Source organism: Hafnia paralvei ATCC 29927 (genome assembly GCF_001655005.1).
Lineage (GTDB): Bacteria > Pseudomonadota > Gammaproteobacteria > Enterobacterales > Enterobacteriaceae > Hafnia > Hafnia paralvei.
On record NZ_LXET01000013.1, the window covers coordinates 19,374 to 39,597 of the forward strand.

Sequence of the window (20,224 nt, forward strand, 5' to 3'; positions counted from 1 at the left end):
TCTTTGCCGTGATTCTGACGCAGGCAACCTGACATCAAACTGACGGCTCTCTGACAATTTTGTCAGCAGGCTTAAAGAGAGGGCGCTCTGACATGGGTTCCTTTGTGCGGATAGGCTCAGGCTGTTTAGCAAACGTCAGCCCAAAGGTATTGATACCTTTCTCGCTCCGGGCAAAGACATCTCCCCGGTGCATAATGGCGACGGCGCGTACGATCGACAGGCCCAGCCCATGGTGGGTATCACTTCTCGCCCGGGAGGTGTCAACGCGATAGAACCGCTCGAAAAGCCGGTGTAGGTGTTCTGGTGCTATTGGATCGCCCGGGTTTGACACTTCAACACAAGCTTGATGACCTTTTTCGCTTAACCGCACCGTAACTGTGCTATTGGACGGCGAATGCCTTGCACTGTTTTCCAGTAAATTAGCCAGTGAACGGTGGAACAGCCGCCGGTCGATATGTGCGGTGACGTCGCCTTCCACATCCAGAGAAAGCTGTTTTTCAGCAAAAGAAGGTTCCACATACTCCGCTGTTTTCAAAGTTTCTTCTCGCAGTGACACTTGGGTCAACTGGGACGCATGTTCACCCGCGTGGGCATGGGACAGGAACAGCATGTCGTTAACGATAGACGTCATGCGTTCGAGTTCTTCCAGATTGGAACCCAATAATTCTTCCAGTTCATCATGCGAACGTCGGCGTGAGAGACCCAGTTGCGTCTGGCCGATAAGGTTGGTCAGCGGGGTACGGAGTTCATGCGCAACATCGGCGTTAAAGCTGTCGAGCTGACGCCAGGCGATTTCCTGACGTTCTAACACGCCATTAAATGATGACGCCAGTTGTTGCAGTTCTTCTGGCAAAGCGCGGGTATTCAGGCGCTGGCCATGGTCACCCGGTGCAAGATGCTGGGCCTCTTTACTGAGTGCTCCAACGGGACGAAGACCGATCCTTGATACGATGTATCCCAGCAAGGCGACAATCACGACGCCCAGCGCGGCTATGATTAACAGCGTCCGGGTGAAGGCATTCAGTGTGCCCATATACGGCGTGGAGTCGATGGCAACTATGTAGCGCAGCTCAGGCCTTTCACCGTTGGCGGGGATCGTTTTCACTAACAGAAACAGCGAGCAGGCACCTTCCGATGCGCCGGGAACTTTATTAAAGCCTTCCTGTAAAGAAGACCACTCAACACCCACCGGTGGTGTTCCCCCCATGCTAAAGCGTGGGTTATCGCTCACTATCCAATAGCGAACGCGCTCACCTTCAGAATTGGTTAACACAGTGAATTTATTGGCCAGCGTCGACCAGCCATCTGCCGAGGTTCGGGCGGTGATCCACGGGCTCATTAATGATTCCCGGAATAGCAGTTCGTTGTGCATCTGCTTCTGCAAAGAATCATGCAAAGAGCTTCTGAGCAGAATGCCGATAACGGACACAATCAGCAGCGCGGATAAGGCAAACATCAGCGCCAGGTGAACGGAGATGGAACGCTCAGGCATGCTTATCCCCTTCATTTATTCGGACCGGACTTCGAGGACATAACCCATGCCACGAACGGTATGTAATAGTTTGACGTCGAACGGCGCATCCACTTTGGCTCGCAGGCGTTTAATGGCCACTTCAACCACGTTGGCATCGCTATCAAAGTTCATGTCCCATATCTGCTCAGCTATCATCATCTTTGACAGAATCTCCCCCTGATGCCGGGCCAGAAGGCTCAGCAGGGAAAACTCTTTCGCGGTCAGTTCCAGCCGCGTTCCGGCGCGAAATACCCGGCGAGCCAGCAGGTCGAGATGCAGATCGTGAATCTGCAACTGAGTGATGTCTGCGCCATCCGTAGCGCGGCGACGCACCAGTGCCTGAATACGCGCCACCAGCTCAATAAGCGAGAAGGGCTTGGGGAGGTAATCATCCGCGCCAAGGCGAAGCCCTTTAACGCGTTCATCGACCGAGCCGCGAGCCGAAAGCATTAGCACCGGCGTCTGTTTGGCTGCTCGCACACCCTCAAGTACCCGGTAGCCATCCATCCCCGGCAGCATCACATCCAGTATTATCGCGTCGTAGTCGAACTCCAGCGCGTAATGAAGACCTTCAGCTCCGTCTGCAGAGACATCTACCGTAAATCCGGACTCACTCAACGCACGGTTGAGATAGGTTGACGTTTTTTCTTCATCTTCGACTAACAACAGGCGCATAACGGGACTTCCTCTTAACTTTTCATCGGTGCTTCAACATCGGAATAAACCTGCACGGCATCCGGCAGACGTTGACCCTGGATAGTGATGGCGTCCAGTGAGCGGGTGAGCTCGGTCATCTCGGCGGAAGTCAGCGACACGCCGGTAGCCGCTGTGTTTTGCAGCATATGGTCTTTATTGGTGGTGCCAGGAATGGGAACAATCCACGGTTTACGGGCCAGGAGCCATGCCAGTGCAATCTGCCCCGGTGCGGCATTTTTTCTTATTGCCCAAGATTTCAGTAGTTCAACCAGCTGTAAGTTGTGCGGCAGGTTTTCAGGCGAGAAGCGCGTTTCCGTCGCGCGGAAATCACCGGCAGCGAACCGGGTATTCTCATCAATCCAGCCCGTTAAAAATTGCACGCCGAGTGGACTCCATGGCACGAACCCGATGCCCAGCTCTTCACACACTGAAAGTACCTGCTTTTCAGGGCCGCGCCAGAGCATGGAGTATTCACTTTGTACGGCGGTAACGGGTAATGCCGCATGGGCGCGCCTCAACGTATTGATGCCCATTTCTGACAGACCCCAGTGCAGGACTTTTCCCTGATCCATTAAATCTTTCACCACACCGGCGACATCTTCGACCGGGATCTGTGGATCAACCCGGTGTTGATACAGTAAATCGATACGATCAGTACGCAGACGTTTGAGCATGTTTTCGACGACCTGTCTGATATGCTCCGGCCTGCTGTTAAGCCCCGGCAGACGTTTCCCTGTCTGTTGGTCAATGTTCCAGCCAAACTTGGTGGCGATAACGATTTTGTCCCTGAACGGGGCGACACCTTCTCCGAGAATTTTTTCGACTTCAAACGGGCCGTAGGCTTCAGCAGCGTCGAAGAACGTTACCCCTTCATCAAATGCCTGACGGATAACATTGATCATCTCGGGACGCCAGGGAACGGACGTGTCGTATTTGCGACTCATGTTCTGCACGCCCAGACCGACGGCAGAAACTTCCAGCTTCCCGAGTTTACGCTTGCCAGGAGCAGCAGGGCGTTGACTGGGTTGTCTGGATAAATCGACCTGAAAGGATTGGCTCGCCGCTGATACGTGGGGAATCAGCGAGGCGGCGGCAATACCGGCCCCGGCGACTAATAGCTTGCGCCGCTCTGGCATTGTTGGGGCATTCTGGCTTTTCATTGATCGCTCCGTTTCTCAGCAAATTAAACATGACTCTCATTTAAGCGGGACCATTCTGCGTTGTGATTGCCAACATAAAGCTGACGGTTTTCTGACAGCTCTGTCAGAAATGCTTTCCCATCCCAGTTTGTTTCCTGACAAAAATGTTATTTCCCCGTCACGATGCTGACAGCGCTCTCCGCCTAATCTGAGCCTGCAAATTTGATTCCGCGAGCCTGCATAATCAGGCTGACACTCATCGGGAGAGACCATGAAATTCACGCTTATCAGTGCAGTGCTACTCACGGCAATGGCCGGAGTGACCTCAGTCAATGCGGCTGATTACAAACAAAACCCTTTCACATTGGCCTATGACGGTGCCATCACCGAGAACGTCAAAGGCAAGGTCAACATTCATCCGGTGAAATACGATCTGCATGGCATCCAGATTGCTGCGAATGTCTATACCCCTGCTAACTACGATCCCGCAAAAAAATACCCTGCGGTGGTGGTCGCGCATCCAAATGGCGGCGTAAAAGAGCAGGTCGCTGGGTTGTATGCCCAGCGTCTTGCTGAGCAGGGCTACATCACAATTACCGCCGATGCAGCGTATCAGGGCGCTAGCGGTGGAATGCCTCGAAGCGTGGATAAACCCGCTAATCGTATCGAGGATATCCACGGCATGGCTGACTACATTAGCCAGTATCCTGGTGTAGATACTGCCCGCCTCGGTCTGCTTGGCATTTGCGGTGGCGGTGGTTATTCACTCGTTGCGGCCGAAACTGACAAGCGGTTCAAATCGATAGCAACCATCAGCATGTTTAATTCAGGCCTTGTGCGCCGCAACGGTATGCAGGATTCACAGCTGGATACTCTCCAGCAGCGGCTTCAGCAGGCTTCTGACGCACGTGCTCAGGAAGCCGCCGGAGGCGAAGTACTTTACTCTGGTGATGCCAACCTGACTGATGAACAGATTTCTAAATTACCTTTTGCCTTGTATCGCCAGGGCTACGAGTACTACTGGAAAACCCACGCGCACCCGAACTCCACGTTTAAATACACCACCAGCAGTCTTCTGGATTTGATGAGCTTTGACGTAACGGACCATATCAATCTCATCAATAAACCCCTGCTGATGATTGCTGGTACAAAAGCGGATACGCTCTATATGACTGAAGATGCGTTCGCGAAAGCCACCGGTACGAAGGACAAAGAACTCTTCCTGATCGATGGCGCGACCCATATCGAAATGTATTGGGTACCCAAATATGTTGACCAGGCAATGCAAAAGTTAGACGTCTTCTTCGATAAGAATATTTAATTAGCCTCCGATAACGCCCCAGCCGCGCAGGCTGGGTATGCCTTTCAGTTGAAGCCACTTACCGCTGCATTTCACATTGCGTATTCACGCGATATACCCAGATTAACCAAGTTGCGGTTAAAGATAATTACGCTGATTAAATAGGTGCTATGAGTTAAATTCATAAGCGTGGCGGAGATGCGGTGGTCATTCTTTTAGCTGAACGGTCAGTGCCATCAAGGCGCTAGCTGCTGTAAACAACGCAATTATCCAGCCCATGGTCCACGGCGTGCCATCACTGAACAGAGCGAGAAGCAGTGAAGATATGATGCCGCTGCCGTATTGTAATGCGCCCATTAGCGCCGATGCGGAACCAGCCACATTAGGCACTGCGTCTAGTGCGCAAGCCGTGGACGTTGCAGCGATGATGCCATTCATAGAGAAGAACACGAACACAGCGCCGATAATCACGGTAATTCCACCTATCCCTAGGCCCGTTGTGACCGCCAGCACTATTGCCGCAATAGTGGCGATGAATACGGCATTCCTGAGCAACGCTTCCAGTGGATAGCGGTGAACCAGACGTCTGTTGACCATGCTCACCGCCATCAGTCCAACAATGTTTACTGCAAACAACCAACCGTAGTGCTGTGGATCAACGCCGAAGTAAGTGATGTACACAAACGGAGAGCCGGTGATAAAGGCGTAGGCTGCAACGTAGTAGAACGTCAGACATAGCGTAAAACGCATGTATTTGGCGTTGGTCAGTAAGGCATAGTAATTGTGAAAAGCTTTGGTTACGGATGCTCGTGAGCGTTTTTCAGCGGGTAATGTCTCCGGCAACCAGAATAAAGACAACAGCATTAATGTTCCGATAATCGTCAGTAGCCAGAAAATGGCATGCCACGAGGTGACTTTAATCATCTGCCCGCCGATAAGGGGCCCAGCAATTGGCGCGATGGCCATGATGATCATCAGGGTCGAAAGCATTTGTGCTGCACGAGTGCGGCTAAACAGATCGCGGATCATTGCTCGAGCCAGCATCGGCCCGGTACAGGCACCTAAAGCCTGAAAAACTCGCCAGAAGACAATTTGTACAATATCTGTTGATAACGCGCAGCCCACCGAGCCGATGATGAATAGACCTAAACCGATAAACAGTGGCAGACGACGCCCATAACGATCGCTAATGGGTCCCCAAATGAGTTGTGCAATGCAAAAGCCGATAAGGAACCCTGTGATTGTCAGCTCTGCGTCACCCTGTAAATCCTTTGCCATGACGGGCATAGCTGGAAGATAGATGTCGGTTGATAAAGAGGTAACAGCCATCAGGGCGCTGAGAATGAGTAGAAACGAGAGACCGGTTTTGTTAGCTGTAACCGGTTGTGTTTGTGCCTGTTGATTAAGCATGGTGATCCGTTGGACATGAAGAGATAGGAGTATGTTAACGGGTTTGTGCTTATTGATAATCACAGGGGGAGGATAGGGATTATGAATGGCATTCATCAATTTCTGGAATTGCCTACGAAGCAATTACCCTCTTCCATAGATGCCTCAAGAGGTATTAATACTGACTACAGCCAAAAGAACGCTCTTGACGGCTGTAGGATTTGGTTCTCTCTTTAGCGAAGTAACTCAAGCGAAACGTCAGTTGATTATAAACTTCGCTGTAACCGGGGGAGTTAATATCCAGGTAATAAAGTGGGTTATCGGGAAAGCGGGCTAGCGTCCAGTGCTCTGGGTGGTGACTAAGCTGTAAAGCACTCAGCCAGGCCTCTCGTATCAAGGACGCCAGGCCCGTCCCGTCTTCTTTGTAACTCCCCAGCCCATTGAATGTATCGTTATTCACGAACAACACCATGTGGTAATGCGATTTCTGATTAATTTCACCCACCTCCCGAACCCAGGCATCGCGAAGGTGGCATGGATATGTTCGTTTACCCTGCTTCAACTTACTTCTATAGCGCGCTGCAATCTTTGCATCAAGGGATTCAATAAAACGAGATATCAGGCCCTGTCGGTTAATGAGCATATTGTCAGGAAGACGCAGGTCTACCCGAACAGCCATCGTCCGTGCATGCTCTGCAGTCGCGTTATTTATAACGCGTAGAATACGCTGTAGGTAAGTGGTGTTGAATGGTGCATGCCGTCTATCGAGCCAGATATTGTCAAACATATAATTTTCCTTGGGTAATAAATTGCGGGCAGGGCAGAGCCTTACCCGCAATGGGCTGTTAAAGGGATTAAGGATTTAAAGGGCGATACCAGACATTAAGGCTGTCGTGTATGAGTAACCGTATATGGGCGTGACAGTGAGATAATATTGTTTATATATCAGTTGGTTAATTGAAATTACCAACCCGTCATGGGTATGAATTACGAATCCACAAGCACCAGGAGCTGGATGATAGAAAGTGATTGATTTTTACTCCGAAGTTATATGCCCCCATATAACAACTTTCTGGTGTACCAATCAATTCCATGATTGCCTGGTACGTATCACTAAATTCGTATCTCCCGACTGTATATCCCTTTTCTGCATTGAGGGCAGCGTTTCTCACCGCCATATGACAGGCCGCACATCGTGCATTGCCATTGGGTTGTTGTAATGACTGGGGGCAGTTGTGCAAGAAGGCGCTGTAGCTTAGCCACCGCTGAAGGTTTTCCATTGACGGGGGCCAGATAGGGGCATTGCAGCAGTGTTTCTGGTTGTCCCTGAAGTATGTCGTGTTCGAACCAGGGCGGTGACGTTATGGTGGGTGGATGGAAAACCAACGGGCACTGGCAGTGATGGCAGAACCACTCATCGCCTGAATTCAATTGGCTGACAGCGAAAATCTCACCAGTTTTACGCTGTGCGATATAGCATTTTGGTATCAGCATTATCCGTCCCTCACATCGGCTGGGTGGCACGAATGTAACAGTCAGTCAGCGTCTTCAGTCCCCGGTATGTCCGCTGTTTTACTGCCAACCATTGCGTCAGCGTGTCAGGCAGTGGCAGATGCAGCGCATACCATTCCTCCATATCCTTACCTGTTGCCAGCTCACACCAGCACAGCAGGGTCAGCGCCTGGCGCATACCAGGCTGTATATTAAGCCGGAATAACATCTGTAACTGGTCTGCCAGCCGACTTTTCCCCAGTCGATAACATTCGCTGAGCAGCACACCGGGCAGAAGGGTATAATCGGTGTGTTTAGTCAGACTGGAGGCGGCAGTACATGATCCCAGTCGACCGGTCCGGGTGACCGGCAGCAGGCACTGTGGAATGACGACTTCTGTTACGCTACTGCCAGGGATCGGACTGGCTGTTATCGCCAGCCTGTGCCACTGTGTGATGTGCTGCTGGCATAAACCGTGGAACAGATTGACGCGGGTAAAATCGTCCAGCCAGGCCTGGTAATGGTTGAGTAAGGGTGAATTGTTCATTTCTGATATTCCTTGAATGAGTAACTGACATGCAGCCGTAAGCCTCCGCAAGGAGCGGATATGAGATCACGTACTGGTTTGTTAACGAACGGGAAAGGGTTTAGCGCTGAGGGCGGGATGCATCAATACGGGCCTGCAGCCAAGCTTCGACTTCGCTTTGTAACCAGCGGGACCTTCGTCCCAGTTTGATGGGTTTTGGAAATATGCCATCCTTAATGAGTCGGTAAATCCATTTATCACTGACCCCCAGCAGGCGGGTGATGAAAGCCATATCAACAAAGCGATCTTCGAGTAGGGTTGGTTTAACTGTCATGATTTGATTCTCCGGTAGCTAAATAGAAACCGGAGTCGGGGTTATTCTGCTGCCCGCTCCGGCATAGCAACCGGTGGTGCTGTAAAAAATTGGTTATCTTATTTGGCTGTTCTTGGTCTGCCCTGTCGTGCAGGGGCAGGAACCTCATTACATCCCCAAATTAGATAACCATATTTTTGGTCTTCTTTTGTTAGATAACTGGCTATACGTTTCAGGCTGTTTATGGCTTCGTTGTTGCGATATTCAATAACATTGTTAATGTTGTCCTGATGATATTCCTTTGGCTTACATCGCTGGTATTTACCTTCGCCATAAGTAATCTGATGCCACAGTTCCCCTGCCTGTAAAATGAACGGAAATGATTTCTGATGTTTCTGACCATTAAGATAAAAAATAGCATGAGCATGAACTGCCCCTTCTGATGTCCATTCCAGTACCCAGAAACTACCGATAACGCCTGGAAGAGTGATCATTGCCTGCGTCAGTTCTCTAAGGTCATCCTGTATTTCGATGGAAGAGTTACGAATAAATCGGTTAGTGCCTCGCTGGTAATCAAAATCTATTCTAAAGGCCAGTACCTTGGAGTGACATGCCAGGACCTGATTAAGATGGTGATTAATCAAATTCAGCAGGAAATCATTAGGGATGACTTTCTTTAAATGTGGGTAATATCTTTGCATTGCGTTGTTCCTTTGTATGAATTCAAAGGAACAGCAGATACTGTTTTTTTGTTCTGACCCTGAAAAGGTTACTTATAAAGTAAATTTAAATCGTTTCTGACAGATACGCCCATCCTCCAGCGGAGGATGGATTGTTGCTATAAGTTGATAACTACTGCTCTATAATACCAATAAACCTTAATTATTAATTTTGCAAACAGACTCTTGGCTATTAAGACTTTTTATCATCCTCCGTACTCTATTCTCCCTTGTTTAATAAGAGGTAACTTACTGGGCCATTCCTATAATAGCTATACAGGTACGTTGGCTGCGCCCACTCGCTCCAGTCACATAGTTATCTATGCTCCTGGGGACTCGCGGGCTTGCCATCATCCTGTAACTCAAAATCCATTGGGTGTAGATAGCCACTGGTGTGTGCAAACGATGATGCAGGATACGCGATTCATAAATTTCTTACGCTGTGGTGTATGAGAGGCTTTTTCAACAGCTATGGATAAGCCTTTGCTTGTTTTTTAATTATCACTTTATTACCTATTGATTATCATTTAGTTACTGTTTTATTATCCTTTCATTACTTAAATGATGAGTGTGTAGAAGGTACGATGAAAGGACGATTTAGCTCAGATTCAGATTACGATAGTCGCTTATGCGGCTACATCAGTCAGGCGTTGAAAAGCCAGTCCATTACATTTACGAGCCATTTAATGAAATCAGGGGTGGACAATTGGATAAGGTTTCTACATAAAGAAATACCCGAAATTAATACCGACATTGATGTTGAACAAACAAAATTATTACTGGATAACATAGTTAGTTCCGCATTAGAAAATGTATATAAATTCAGTGATTTCTCTTGGATTGAGGACAGTGACAGGGCTTGTTACTGGGTGTGGTGTAACATTTACACAATGGCTGCGCTCTTTTTTTCACCACCGATTAAGAAGCCAGACGTAACTCCTTATATTTATTTGGGCTGTGATCCCCTTCCTGGAAATAGCAGGGCACGATTCTTTAATATTGTGAATTTTTTTGATCGATGGATTAACCCTCAAGACAAACGTAGATTTTTAAATGAAATGAGAAATTCTTACAGACAGATCACTTGCAAAAAAAACGCACTATCATTTCTGTCGCCCAAGAAAAAAGATGATTGTCTGTGGGCATGGCATTATCTTAATGAACGAAACATGGTTGGTGAATACATCACACCAATAATGGATAACCCACATGAGGTTTATCTGGCAGTCAATGCAGCATTTGATATATGGTGTACTACCAATGCTTTGCTTGATGAAACTATTATTAACTTTAGTAAAAAGATAAAAAATGCATATGCGCAGAGGAATTTCAAAGCATCCAGGAAAAACACAAAAGACAAGACTAAAAAAACAGTGATTGCCACTTTGACGCCAGAACTACAAAAAAAACTGTCTGATTTATCACAAGCCAGTGAGATGACCCGGCAGGAAATGTTAGAGTTGTGTATTAACTCCGCATATTTAAAGCTTCCGAAGAATGCCAGAAGCATTTAAAAATATTTCAGACAGATATTATCACAATGATCATCCCCGAAAACTCGCCTGAATTATAGACATTCAGGCGAGTTTCTTTTATTTGTCTGAGGTTATTTGATGAAGATACATGAAGGTTTGCAAGATATCACGCAGTCTGTGGCTGTTCTTCCGGATGTTATTAGAAAACAAATACTTTCGAATATTAGCAGGCTTGCGGATTATGAGCCAGTGATCGGTATTATGGGTAAGACCGGAGCCGGAAAATCCAGCCTGTGTAATGCGCTTTTTGCCGGGAACGTTTCGCCGGTCAGTGATGTTGCAGCCTGTACCCGTAAACCGCTACGCTTCCGTTTTCAGGTGGGCGAGCACTTTATGACCATCGTGGATCTGCCCGGTGTCGGTGAAAGTGAAAGGCACGATGAAGAATATGCTGCGCTTTACAGCGAACTGCTTCCCCGGCTGGACCTGGTACTCTGGCTGATTAAGGCCGATGACCGGGCGCTGGCGGTGGATGAACATTTTTACCGAGAGGTGATTGGTGAGGTATACCGGCATAAGGTGTTGTTTGTTATCAGTCAGTCGGATAAGGCCGAACCCACCAGCGGTGGTGAAAAGCTGTCTACAGAGCAGAAACAAAATATCAGCCGCAAAATCTGTCTGCTGCATGAGTTGTTCCAGCCGGTAAACCCTGTCTGTGCGGTGTCGGTACGTTTGCAGTGGGGCCTGCGGGTGATGGCCGAACGGATGATCCGTTGCCTGCCGCGCGAGGCCAGCAGCCCGGTCGTATCTCAGCTCAGTGCGCCGCTTCGTACTGATGACGTTAATAAAAAAGCGCGTGATGATTTTGGGGAAACGGTCGGCTCGGTACTGGACACAGTAAGTTCCATGCCCCTGATACCGTCCCCGGTTCGGACTGTCATCCAGTCTGTACGCGACATCGTGGTATCGGTCGCTCGTGCAGTCTGGAACTTCTTCTTCTGAACATTAACCCTTCTAACCCGTAGTTTCCTGAGCCCTGCCGCGATTGAGCGGTAGGGCTTTTCTGTCTTTATTTTCCCATCATGAGGAGTCTGCTTATGACCCGTCTGGCTTCGCGCTTTGGTGCATCAAATCTTATCCGTCGTGACCGTCCGTTAACCCGCGAAGAGCTATTTCGTGTAGTGCCCAGTGTTTTCAGCGAGGACAAACACGAATCTCGCAGTGAACGGTATACCTGGATACCAACCATTACCGTTCTTGAAAACCTGCAGCGCGAAGGCTTCCAGCCCTTCTTTGCCTGTCAGACCAGAGTGCGTGATCCAGGTCGCCGCGAGCACACAAAGCACATGCTGCACTTGCGTCGGGTGGGGCAAATTACCGGCAAGCAAGTTCCGGAAATCATTCTGCTCAACTCTCATGACGGCACCAGCTCGTATCAGATGCTGCCGGGATTATTCCGTGCTGTGTGCCAGAACGGGCTCGTCTGCGGTGAGTCGTTTGGAGAGGTGCGGGTGCCGGGACTCACGCCGGAAGAGGGGCTAAATAAGAGGAGATGTTATGAAATAGCCGGCATGTCATACAGGCATTCCGGTCAGGCTGCCGGTATGCGCTAGCGGTCCTTATTCACGCAAAGCGCAAACGGTGACTGCAGATTTTCAATCAACCAGCCATTTAACAACGGATTGATCCTGAGCTGACGGACAGTGCCCTCCGGGACATAAAAGAAGCCGTGTCTGAATATTTCATCACTGGCGGTGTCCTGTGATTTTTTAACATAGCGCATATTGCTCACTGAAATCTCGCCAGGCCTGTTCACCTCGTAGCCGAAATGAATCATCCTGGAAACCGTTTCGGGGCCACCTTCAGAATTTATATATCCGGATAACACAACCTGACCAGAGAATTGTTTATCGAGGCGAAAGACGAGGTTCAGTGTGGCAGTAAAATCAGGGTTAAGATGGTTATAACGAATGATCGTATTGCAGTCCACGTCCATGCCATTCTGTCGCTTAAGCATGTACATATAGAACCCGATGGACGATGCCATGACCAGTAGCAGACTGACAGCTGCGCAAAAGCGACTTATCTTAATTGCTTTCATAACCATTCCAGTAGTTATTAAGACAGGATATATACTGCTTATCTTTCGTTGTGCATCTGCTGATAAATACCCGGCCTTTACTGCCATAAATATAAGCGTCTGACGCCTGATACAGGAATAGGGTCCCGTCCAGGCAGTCAAGGTTATTCTGTCGGGCCAGAGTGATAAATACGTCCTTCTTTTTCTCTAGGAATGAAGCGGAATTTTTATGAATGGTGTACACCGGGCAATTCTGATAGTTAAAAAGAAAATAGGTCTGAATATCTTTCAGGGTCGCGGTGTTTGTTGTCGGAATCTGACTGCCTGCAATAAAAATGACGGCACTGGCGACAAACAGAGCTAACAGCAGAATGTTAAAGCTAAGTCTGTGTTTTGCCGAAAATGCAGAAAACTGTCGGTTTATTCCAGCTCCGGTGCTGTTTATCAGTGCAGTCGACTCATACACCGGGGATGTATCTGTCATCACCACGACATCGATATCCTGATTAAACATAAAACCGATCCGTGGCACGGTGGTGATACATTCTGCATGGATCCCAGTGCTGACAAAGTGTTTTCTGAGTTCGGAAATATATTTATTCAGGGTGTGGTTTGACGAGCGCAGGCCGTGTAAATCCCAGACATTATCCAGCAGCTCATCCCGGTTAATCACCTGCCCCTGTCTTTCCAGCAGATAGGCTAAAAGCCTGTTCATGGTTGCTGTCAGAATAATGACAGAGTCTTCATCCGAGACCGGCCAGATTGCGCCGTCATCTGAGCGATACCTGACCAGAGAGCTGATTAAATAATCCACATGGGCACTCCAATATCCTGAACGTAAGGCGATAAAACACGCCTGCTCCGCCTCATTACTACGTCGTCTGACTTCTGCAAAGCATACCACACGCGGTCAGGCGCTTCTAATCATTGAATTAATTGATTGTAAATCACATGTATTTAAGCGTTTTACTCTGTGAAATCAATTAATGCCGATACATGTACTTATTTGCCACCATTCGTAGTTAGGATTGTTCGCAGAAGTGAATAAGCAGGTTCTTATCATCTCTTGGTCATCAGTCTTACTGCCATTCACCGTCCGGGATATGTAGAGATCCCAGCTTAACGAATCGAACAGCAAAGGAGCGAAACGATGATCAGCACCAGAATGCTCAGGAAGGCAGAACGTTTCTTCAGCCAGGCGGGCACATTGATTAAAGAATCGATCCTGTCAGCAGAACTGACTGGTGCTGCCTTTGTGCCTTATGTTCAGCCGGTTTACAGGGGTGACAAAATTGCAGGTGGAGAGGTGTTACTGAGAGTCCGGAAAGATGGCGTTCTTCACTCTCCGGAAAAATACCTCTCAGCAATGGAGTCATGTGAGGTCATTAATGAGGTGACCTGCTCTTTGCTGTCTGATGTTAAAACCTTTTTTGAAGGGTATGAAGGCCCTCTGCCAGACGACTTCTATCTCTCCTTCAATATTTGCGCAAGACAACTGAACTCTCCAGAAGTCATCGAAGCAGTGACCGATTTTAATAAAACATTTGAAGGGCGCATTGCGGTATTACTTGAAATTGTTGAACGGGGCACGATGCATTTTGATGATTTTGCACTTGAAGCAATGCAGCACCTTACCGATGCCGGTGTGAGGTTTGCGATAGATGACTTCGGGAACGGGAGTTCGTGCCTCAAATATATTGAGCATACGGGGTTTTCAACCATCAAGATGGATAAATGCCTTACAGTGGCCAGCAACGGTTCATTAATTTATTCCGCGGTAATTGATTCAATCGTAACACTCTCTGAACTATTGCAAATCCAGCTCGTAGCAGAGGGTGTGGAAAATAAAGAGCAATTATCTCTTTTGAAAGATAAAGGCGTGAATATTTTTCAGGGATATCTGTTTTCAAAGCCCGTAAGCATACGCGAGTTCTGTAAACACATTTACCACCTTCACTCCTGTAAACAGACCGGACATGACTGAAGGGAAATAAAAAAGCCCGCCCTCAGCTGCAGGGGAATTTTAAACGCATTTACAGTCGCGGAATTTTAATCCGGGACCGCTTATGGGCCTGAGTTAAAAACAGCTCACAGCCTGTCACAAAATATATTACCGATATGAACCAGTGCAATTGACTGAACAATTTTCGATTGCATATGAATACCGAGGACAGATGAAATATGTCAGGTAACTTCGCAACACCTCCTGAATTTCCGACCTGTGCCGGACCGGAAGGCATTCTTTTTGACTTTAATTACGGCGCGCGCGTTTATCTTCCGGAGGGGAAATGGCATGTCATTTTACTGGATGATGATTCCGGCAATGTTCTTTTCAGCTGTGATTCTGACGGCGGGTGGGTCGCCAGCACCAAAAAATATTACGTTCGTTTCCGTATTCAGGTATTCCATCAGGGAGAAACGCATCCGGTCCTAGATGAAACACTGGACATGAAGGACAAGCCGGTCGTCATCTTTTTCCCGACCGGAACACTGGGCGATATGCTTGGCTGGTTCCATTACGCCGAGCGATTTCGTCAGCTGCACCGGTGCCATCTTGAATGCGTTATGGGGCAGGAAATCATTGACCTGCTCAGCGCACAATATCCGGAGATTACCTTCTCCACCAAAGCATCCCTCCGGACAGTCAATCCCTACGCGTCCTGGCACGTCGGTCTTTTCTTTAAGGGTGACACCCTTCATCAGCCCGTTGATTTCAGGAAAGTCGGCTTCCACCGCAATGCCGGCTACATCCTCGGGGTTGACCCGCGGGAGTGCCCGCCACGCCTGAAACTGGATGCAGAGCGAAAAATTGCGGAGCCCTACGTCTGCATCGCCGCGCAGTCAACCAACCAGGCGAAATACTGGAACAACGGTCATGGCTGGGCAGAGGTGGTGGTCCACCTTAAATCACTGGGATACCGGGTGCTGTGCATTGACCGCCAGGCCCGTCACGGTCAGGGCTTTGTCTGGAACCACATCCCCTATGGTGCCGAAGACTTCACGGGCGACATTCCGCTTCAGGAACGGGTGGACCTGTTAAGGCATGCGAGCTTCTTTATCGGTCTGGGCAGCGGGCTGTCATGGCTTGCCTGGGCGGCCGGCATTCCGGTGGTGTTAATCAGCGGATTCAGTCTTCCCAACAGCGAGTTTCACACCCCCTGGCGGGTGTTCAGCAGTCATGGCTGTAACGGCTGCTGGGATGACACGTCGGTTGATTTTGACCACCAGGATTTTTTGTGGTGCCCGCATCACAGGGATACCCCAAGACAGTATGAGTGCACGCGGCTGATAACCGGACGACAGGTTACAGGGGTGGTGGACCGTCTGCATGCAGGATTAGTTGATAATTAAGGAGCGTTACTATGAACAAGATATATACCACCGTCTGGTGCGAGTCGCGCCAGCAGTGGGTGGTCACCTCTGAGCTGGCATCCGGGTCCGGTCGCCCGAAGCTGGCGCCGAAGAAAAGCGCGCTGGCGCTGCTGCTTGGGGCAATGCTGCTGCCGTCAGCGCCGGTTATGGCTGTGGATTATGTGGACGTGACGCTAACGGGTGAACAGACTATTTCTTCAGGAGATACGGCCACCTCTACTACTATCAACGGTGGCAGTCAGTACATCTACAATGGGGGCTCAGCCACGGAGACCGTCATCAACGATGGGGGCATGCAGGACGTCTACGTTGGGGGCTTGGCCACTGAGACCACCATCAACAACGGTGGCGACCAGTACATCTTAGGTGGCACAGCCACTGACACTTCCATCAACAGTGGTGGCAAGCAGGAGGTTATTAACGGCGGCACAACCACTGCCACCACCATTAGCGGTGGCAGTCAGAATGTCTACAATAGGGGCACAGCCACTGACACCACCATTAACGGTGGTAGTCAAAGCGTCTTCAGTGGCGGCTCTGCCACTGCCACCATCATTAACAGCGGTGGCTGGCAGAACGTCTCCAGTGGCGGTACAGCCACTAACACCACCATCAACAGCGGTGGAAATCAATACATCAACGGCGGCACAGCCATTGATACCACCATTAACAGAGGTTTCCAATGGGTCTCCCATGACAGCACGGCCACTGGCACCACCATCAACGGTGGCTGGCAGGACGTCAGCAATAGGGGCACAGCCACTGACACCATTATCAACAGTGGAGAGCAGTACGTCCACATTGGGGGCACAGCCAATGAGACCACCATTAACGGCAGTGGTGAACAGGCCATTTATGGTGGCACAGCCACTGACACCACCATCAACAGCGGTGGTGCCCAAGCCATTTTCAGTGGGGGCTCGGCCACAGACACCACCATTAACAGCGGGGGTGGACAGTACATATCCGTATCCGGTGGCGGCACAGCCACTTCCACCACCATCAACAGTAGCGGCTTGCAGACCGTCTACAATGGGGGCTCTGCCAATAACACCACCATCTATCTCGGTGGCCGGCAGGCCGTCTCCAGTGGCGGCACAGCTACCAACACCACCATTAACAGCAGAGGCGCGCAGTGGGTCTTAAGTGGCGGCACAGCTACCAACACCACCATTAACGGTGGCGCGCAGGACGTCGCCAGTGGCGGCACGGCCATTTCCACCACCATCAACAGCGGTGGCCAGCAGTGGGTCCAAAGTGGCACGACCACTGACACCACCATTAACAGCGGTGGGGTACAGCTCGTCTTAAGTGGCGGCTCGGCAACCAGCACCACCATCAACAGCGGTGGCAAGCAGCATGTCTACGACAGCACAGCCACTGATACCACTATCAACAGCGGTGGCCAGCAGGACGTCTCCAGTGGCGGCACAGCCAATAAAACCACCATCAACAGTGGTGGTCATCAGTACATCTCTAGTGGCACAGCCACTGACACCACCATTAACGGTGGCGCGCAGGACGTCGCCAGTGGCGGCACGGCCATTTCCACCACCATCAACAGTGGTGGCTTGCAGACCGTCTACGATGGGGGCTCTGTCAATAACACCACCATCTATCTCGGTGGCCGGCAGAACGTCTCCAGTGAGGGCACAGCCACTGACACAACCATCAACAACGGCGGTCAGTCCTGGCTGCTGACAGGCGCACTGGCTAACGGCGAAACCAAAGTGAACGCCGGTGGTGAACTGCTGATGGACGCTGGCTCTGTCGCAACAGATGTGCACATCACGGGGGGCACCCTCTCTGTCACCGACCTTACCAGTACCACCGCCAGTTATACCCCGGCTCAGGTCGATAAGCTCACCATGAACGGCGGTAACGTCAACTTCCTGCGCAACAGCGACGGTGAATTCGCGAAACTAACGATTACGGAACTGAACGGAACCGGGAACTTCCTCTTCAACACCTCTCTTGCCGACCGCAAAGCCAACTTTGTCACCATCGAGCAGGGCTCAGGTCAGTTTGGCATTGCCGTGAATGACTCCGGTAAAGAGATATCAGACCACACTGACCTGACGGTGAACCTCATCCATGAGAAGGGGGGTGACATTGATTTTGAGATGGTTACGGCTAACGGGCGAAGCACCAACATGGTTGACGGCGGGACCTACATGTACACCCTGTTCAGCGAGCAGAATAAGGACGGTCTCAACGGCGGTAACGTCTGGTACCTGGGCGCGATGACGGAAGAGCCTGGCGGTGGCGAGAACCCTGGCGGCGGTGAAAACCCTGGCGGTGGCGAGAACCCTGGCGGCGGTGAGAACCCTGGCGGCGGTGAGAACCCTGGCGGTGGCGAGAACCCTGGCGGCGGTGAGAATCCTGGCGGTGGTGAAAATCCTGGCGGCGGTGAGACCCCTGGTGGTGGTGAAAATCCTGGCGGCGGCGAGAACCCTGGCGGTGGTGAGAATCCGGACGGCGGTGACAACGGCAACACCGGCGGAAGCGGCGGCAAGAAGCCGATGACCACCCCGGCAACGGACGCTATCCTGGCCATGTCGAATGCCGGCCTGAATGTCATCCACTCCGAGCTGGAAGGCCTGCGCATGTACCGAGCGAATCTGGATAAAACCGGACCGGAAAGTAACGTCTGGGGTCACTATCTTGGCAGCAAAAACCATACGGATACCAGCAACGGCGCGGCGTATCAGCTTAATCAGAACGGCATTGAAATCGGTGCCGACGCGCGGACGGATTTTGCGTGCGGCAGCCTCGTTACGGGTGTATTCATGTCTTACAGCGACAACGCTGTTAAGCATGCCCGCGGTGGAAAAAGCAAAATCGACAGCTACGGTATCGGCCTGTATGCAACATGGTTTGATGCCAGCGGCTTCTACGCTGACGGTGTGGTGAAGGGTAACCGTCTGAACAACAAACTGAGAGCCGTGATGACCAACGGCGGCAGAACCGGCGGTGACTGGACGCAGTATGGGCTCAGCACGGCCGTTGAAGGTGGCTATCAGTTTGATGTGAGGGACGACCTGAGTCTCACGCCTTATGCCCGCCTGGCGTATGTTCAGATGAGCAGTGAGGACGTGAAGCTGAGCAACGGCATGAAGGGTAACACCGGCACGCCGCGCTCGGTAACGGGTGAGGCCGGCGCGAAGCTGACCGGCAAGTTCAGCCTCGGTGCGGCAGAATTTAAACCTTACCTGTCAGCGGCGATCGTGCAGGAGTATGCAGACTCAAATGAAGTCACCATCAATGCGCGCAACCGCTTTGACAATAACGTTAAGGGCACGTCGGGCAAGTACGGTCTGGGCGCATCAGTCAGTGTCGGCAAGGACGTAACGCTGTACGGCGAGGCGAATTATCGTCAGGGCAGCCATACGGAGACGCCGGTTCAGGGTGTGGCCGGTATCCGTATCGGATTCTGATTTTATTTCAGGGGTCTCAGGGCCCCTTTTCATTCTTATCCTTCATGCCCCGGGAATGTCTATGCCTCACATCATTTTGACAAAAGATGTTTATTTAAAGAAAGCGTTGTCTGTCATTCTTCAGCAGGTTCCTGCTGACAGAAAACTTTGTATCATTGATATTGAATCGTTCCGGAGTCTGGGAGCAATTTTTAATATTCTGAAAAGAAAGCTATCAACGGATAACCGTCAGTTGATTTTCATCGGCGGCAAAAATGTCAGCTCAAGAGTGCTTGAGCCACTTGTAACGTTGTACAGAAAATCCAGTTTCATTGACTTTCGTCGGCAACTTATAAGCGGACGCACGTACACCCTTGAATATGCCTTAAATCACATAGCGAGTTGCAGAAATCTGAGCATGCTTACCCGAAAGGAAAAAAAAGCAATTTTTGCCCTTCTGGATACTGATGATATCCAAACTGCAGCGGTGAAGATTAATCTGTCACCTAAAACTATCTATACCTACACCTACAAGATAGGTATTAAAATGAACCTTTGTTCGATACTTCAACTCCGACAATTCATCTATTCTGAGTTCAAACTCGATAAAGAATCTTTATTAGACTGCTCATTCCCCCTTAAGATTAAATCCTCTCATTCCCCCTTAAGATCAAATCCTCTCATTACCCCGATAGGGCTTAAGAGCCTTCACACGATGCCGCATGATTGCGGCATCGAAATAATATCATGCTGCTCTTTCGCGTGAACACAACTCGAGAAGTGAACTCGCTATTA

18 protein-coding genes and 1 pseudogene are annotated in these 20,224 nt (G+C 50.1%); 8 read left to right on the plus strand and 11 right to left on the minus strand.

Annotated elements, in window-relative coordinates; translation table 11 throughout:
• Nucleotides 1-34 precede the first annotated feature (34 nt).
• Genes M988_RS04495 through M988_RS04505 form a run of 3 tightly spaced genes read right to left on the minus strand, consistent with a single transcriptional unit; the run spans nt 35 to nt 3,369 of the window.
• Entirely contained in the window at nt 35-1,492 is a 1,458-nt protein-coding gene (locus M988_RS04495; RefSeq protein WP_064573033.1) for a heavy metal sensor histidine kinase, read from the minus strand.
• A 15-nt stretch (nt 1,493-1,507) separates the two neighbouring features.
• Nucleotides 1,508-2,188, minus strand: a complete 681-nt coding sequence (locus M988_RS04500) for a heavy metal response regulator transcription factor (RefSeq protein WP_023320379.1) — start codon at nt 2,186-2,188, stop codon at nt 1,508-1,510.
• Between the two features lie 14 nt (nt 2,189-2,202).
• Nucleotides 2,203-3,369 (minus strand): aldo/keto reductase, encoded by a 1,167-nt coding sequence (locus M988_RS04505; RefSeq protein ID WP_211271669.1) that lies wholly within the window; start codon nt 3,367-3,369, stop codon nt 2,203-2,205.
• Between the two features lie 250 nt (nt 3,370-3,619).
• On the opposite strand from M988_RS04505, the gene M988_RS04510 reads away from it, so the two are divergent.
• Nucleotides 3,620-4,669, plus strand: a complete 1,050-nt coding sequence (locus M988_RS04510) for an alpha/beta hydrolase (protein ID WP_064573034.1) — start codon at nt 3,620-3,622, stop codon at nt 4,667-4,669.
• A gap of 186 nt (nt 4,670-4,855) precedes the next feature.
• Here M988_RS04510 and M988_RS04515 read toward each other — a convergent pair whose 3' ends face one another.
• From M988_RS04515 to M988_RS04535, 6 genes are all read right to left on the minus strand, one after another.
• Nucleotides 4,856-6,058 carry a multidrug effflux MFS transporter gene (locus M988_RS04515; RefSeq protein WP_064573036.1) on the minus strand — a complete coding sequence of 401 codons (1,203 nt, stop codon included), beginning with the start codon at nt 6,056-6,058 and terminating at the stop codon, nt 4,856-4,858.
• Between the two features lie 154 nt (nt 6,059-6,212).
• Nucleotides 6,213-6,824 (minus strand): inovirus Gp2 family protein, encoded by a 612-nt coding sequence (locus M988_RS04520; RefSeq protein WP_064573042.1) that lies wholly within the window; start codon nt 6,822-6,824, stop codon nt 6,213-6,215.
• Nucleotides 6,825-7,150: 326 nt separating this feature from the next.
• Nucleotides 7,151-7,531: a putative zinc ribbon protein gene (locus M988_RS22265; protein WP_071777514.1), complete on the minus strand. Its 381-nt coding sequence runs from the start codon at nt 7,529-7,531 to the stop codon at nt 7,151-7,153.
• Nucleotides 7,532-7,541: 10 nt separating this feature from the next.
• Nucleotides 7,542-8,075: a hypothetical protein gene (locus M988_RS04525; RefSeq protein WP_064573043.1), complete on the minus strand. Its 534-nt coding sequence runs from the start codon at nt 8,073-8,075 to the stop codon at nt 7,542-7,544.
• 100 nt (nt 8,076-8,175) lie between these two features.
• Nucleotides 8,176-8,388, minus strand: coding sequence for a helix-turn-helix transcriptional regulator (locus M988_RS04530; RefSeq protein WP_064573044.1), 213 nt, complete (start codon nt 8,386-8,388; stop codon nt 8,176-8,178).
• 98 nt (nt 8,389-8,486) lie between these two features.
• Nucleotides 8,487-9,068 (minus strand): YagK/YfjJ domain-containing protein, encoded by a 582-nt coding sequence (locus M988_RS04535; protein ID WP_064573045.1) that lies wholly within the window; start codon nt 9,066-9,068, stop codon nt 8,487-8,489.
• Between the two features lie 602 nt (nt 9,069-9,670).
• Here M988_RS04535 and M988_RS04540 point away from each other — a divergent pair.
• The 3 genes and pseudogenes from M988_RS04540 to M988_RS04550 all read left to right on the plus strand — a co-directional run.
• Nucleotides 9,671-10,600, plus strand: a complete 930-nt coding sequence (locus M988_RS04540; RefSeq protein ID WP_156518152.1) for a hypothetical protein — start codon at nt 9,671-9,673, stop codon at nt 10,598-10,600.
• 99 nt (nt 10,601-10,699) lie between these two features.
• Nucleotides 10,700-11,563: a GTPase family protein gene (locus M988_RS04545; RefSeq protein WP_064573047.1), complete on the plus strand. Its 864-nt coding sequence runs from the start codon at nt 10,700-10,702 to the stop codon at nt 11,561-11,563.
• A gap of 95 nt (nt 11,564-11,658) precedes the next feature.
• A pseudogene (locus M988_RS04550) lies at nt 11,659-12,078 on the plus strand (DUF932 domain-containing protein); the annotation flags it as partial.
• A 92-nt stretch (nt 12,079-12,170) separates the two neighbouring features.
• Here the strand turns inward: M988_RS04550 and M988_RS04555 are convergent.
• Together M988_RS04555 and M988_RS04560 are read right to left on the minus strand one after the other, a co-directional pair.
• Nucleotides 12,171-12,662 (minus strand): hypothetical protein, encoded by a 492-nt coding sequence (locus M988_RS04555; protein ID WP_008814461.1) that lies wholly within the window; start codon nt 12,660-12,662, stop codon nt 12,171-12,173.
• Complete coding sequence (locus tag M988_RS04560) at nt 12,649-13,455, minus strand: winged helix-turn-helix domain-containing protein (RefSeq protein WP_064573048.1); 807 nt, start codon at nt 13,453-13,455, stop codon at nt 12,649-12,651. Before M988_RS04560 ends, M988_RS04555 begins: the two co-directional genes overlap by 14 nt.
• 336 nt (nt 13,456-13,791) lie before the next feature.
• On the opposite strand from M988_RS04560, the gene M988_RS04565 reads away from it, so the two are divergent.
• The 4 genes from M988_RS04565 (at nt 13,792) to M988_RS04580 (ending at nt 20,195) form a co-directional block, all read left to right on the plus strand.
• Nucleotides 13,792-14,625, plus strand: coding sequence for an EAL domain-containing protein (locus tag M988_RS04565; RefSeq protein ID WP_064573051.1), 834 nt, complete (start codon nt 13,792-13,794; stop codon nt 14,623-14,625).
• 197 nt (nt 14,626-14,822) lie between these two features.
• Nucleotides 14,823-15,992, plus strand: a complete 1,170-nt coding sequence (locus M988_RS04570) for an autotransporter strand-loop-strand O-heptosyltransferase (protein WP_064573054.1) — start codon at nt 14,823-14,825, stop codon at nt 15,990-15,992.
• A gap of 11 nt (nt 15,993-16,003) precedes the next feature.
• Nucleotides 16,004-19,450, plus strand: a complete 3,447-nt coding sequence (locus M988_RS04575; protein WP_064573055.1) for an autotransporter outer membrane beta-barrel domain-containing protein — start codon at nt 16,004-16,006, stop codon at nt 19,448-19,450.
• Nucleotides 19,451-19,511: 61 nt separating this feature from the next.
• Nucleotides 19,512-20,195, plus strand: coding sequence for a hypothetical protein (locus M988_RS04580; RefSeq protein ID WP_039188382.1), 684 nt, complete (start codon nt 19,512-19,514; stop codon nt 20,193-20,195).
• The last annotated feature ends 29 nt before the right edge of the window (nt 20,196-20,224 follow it).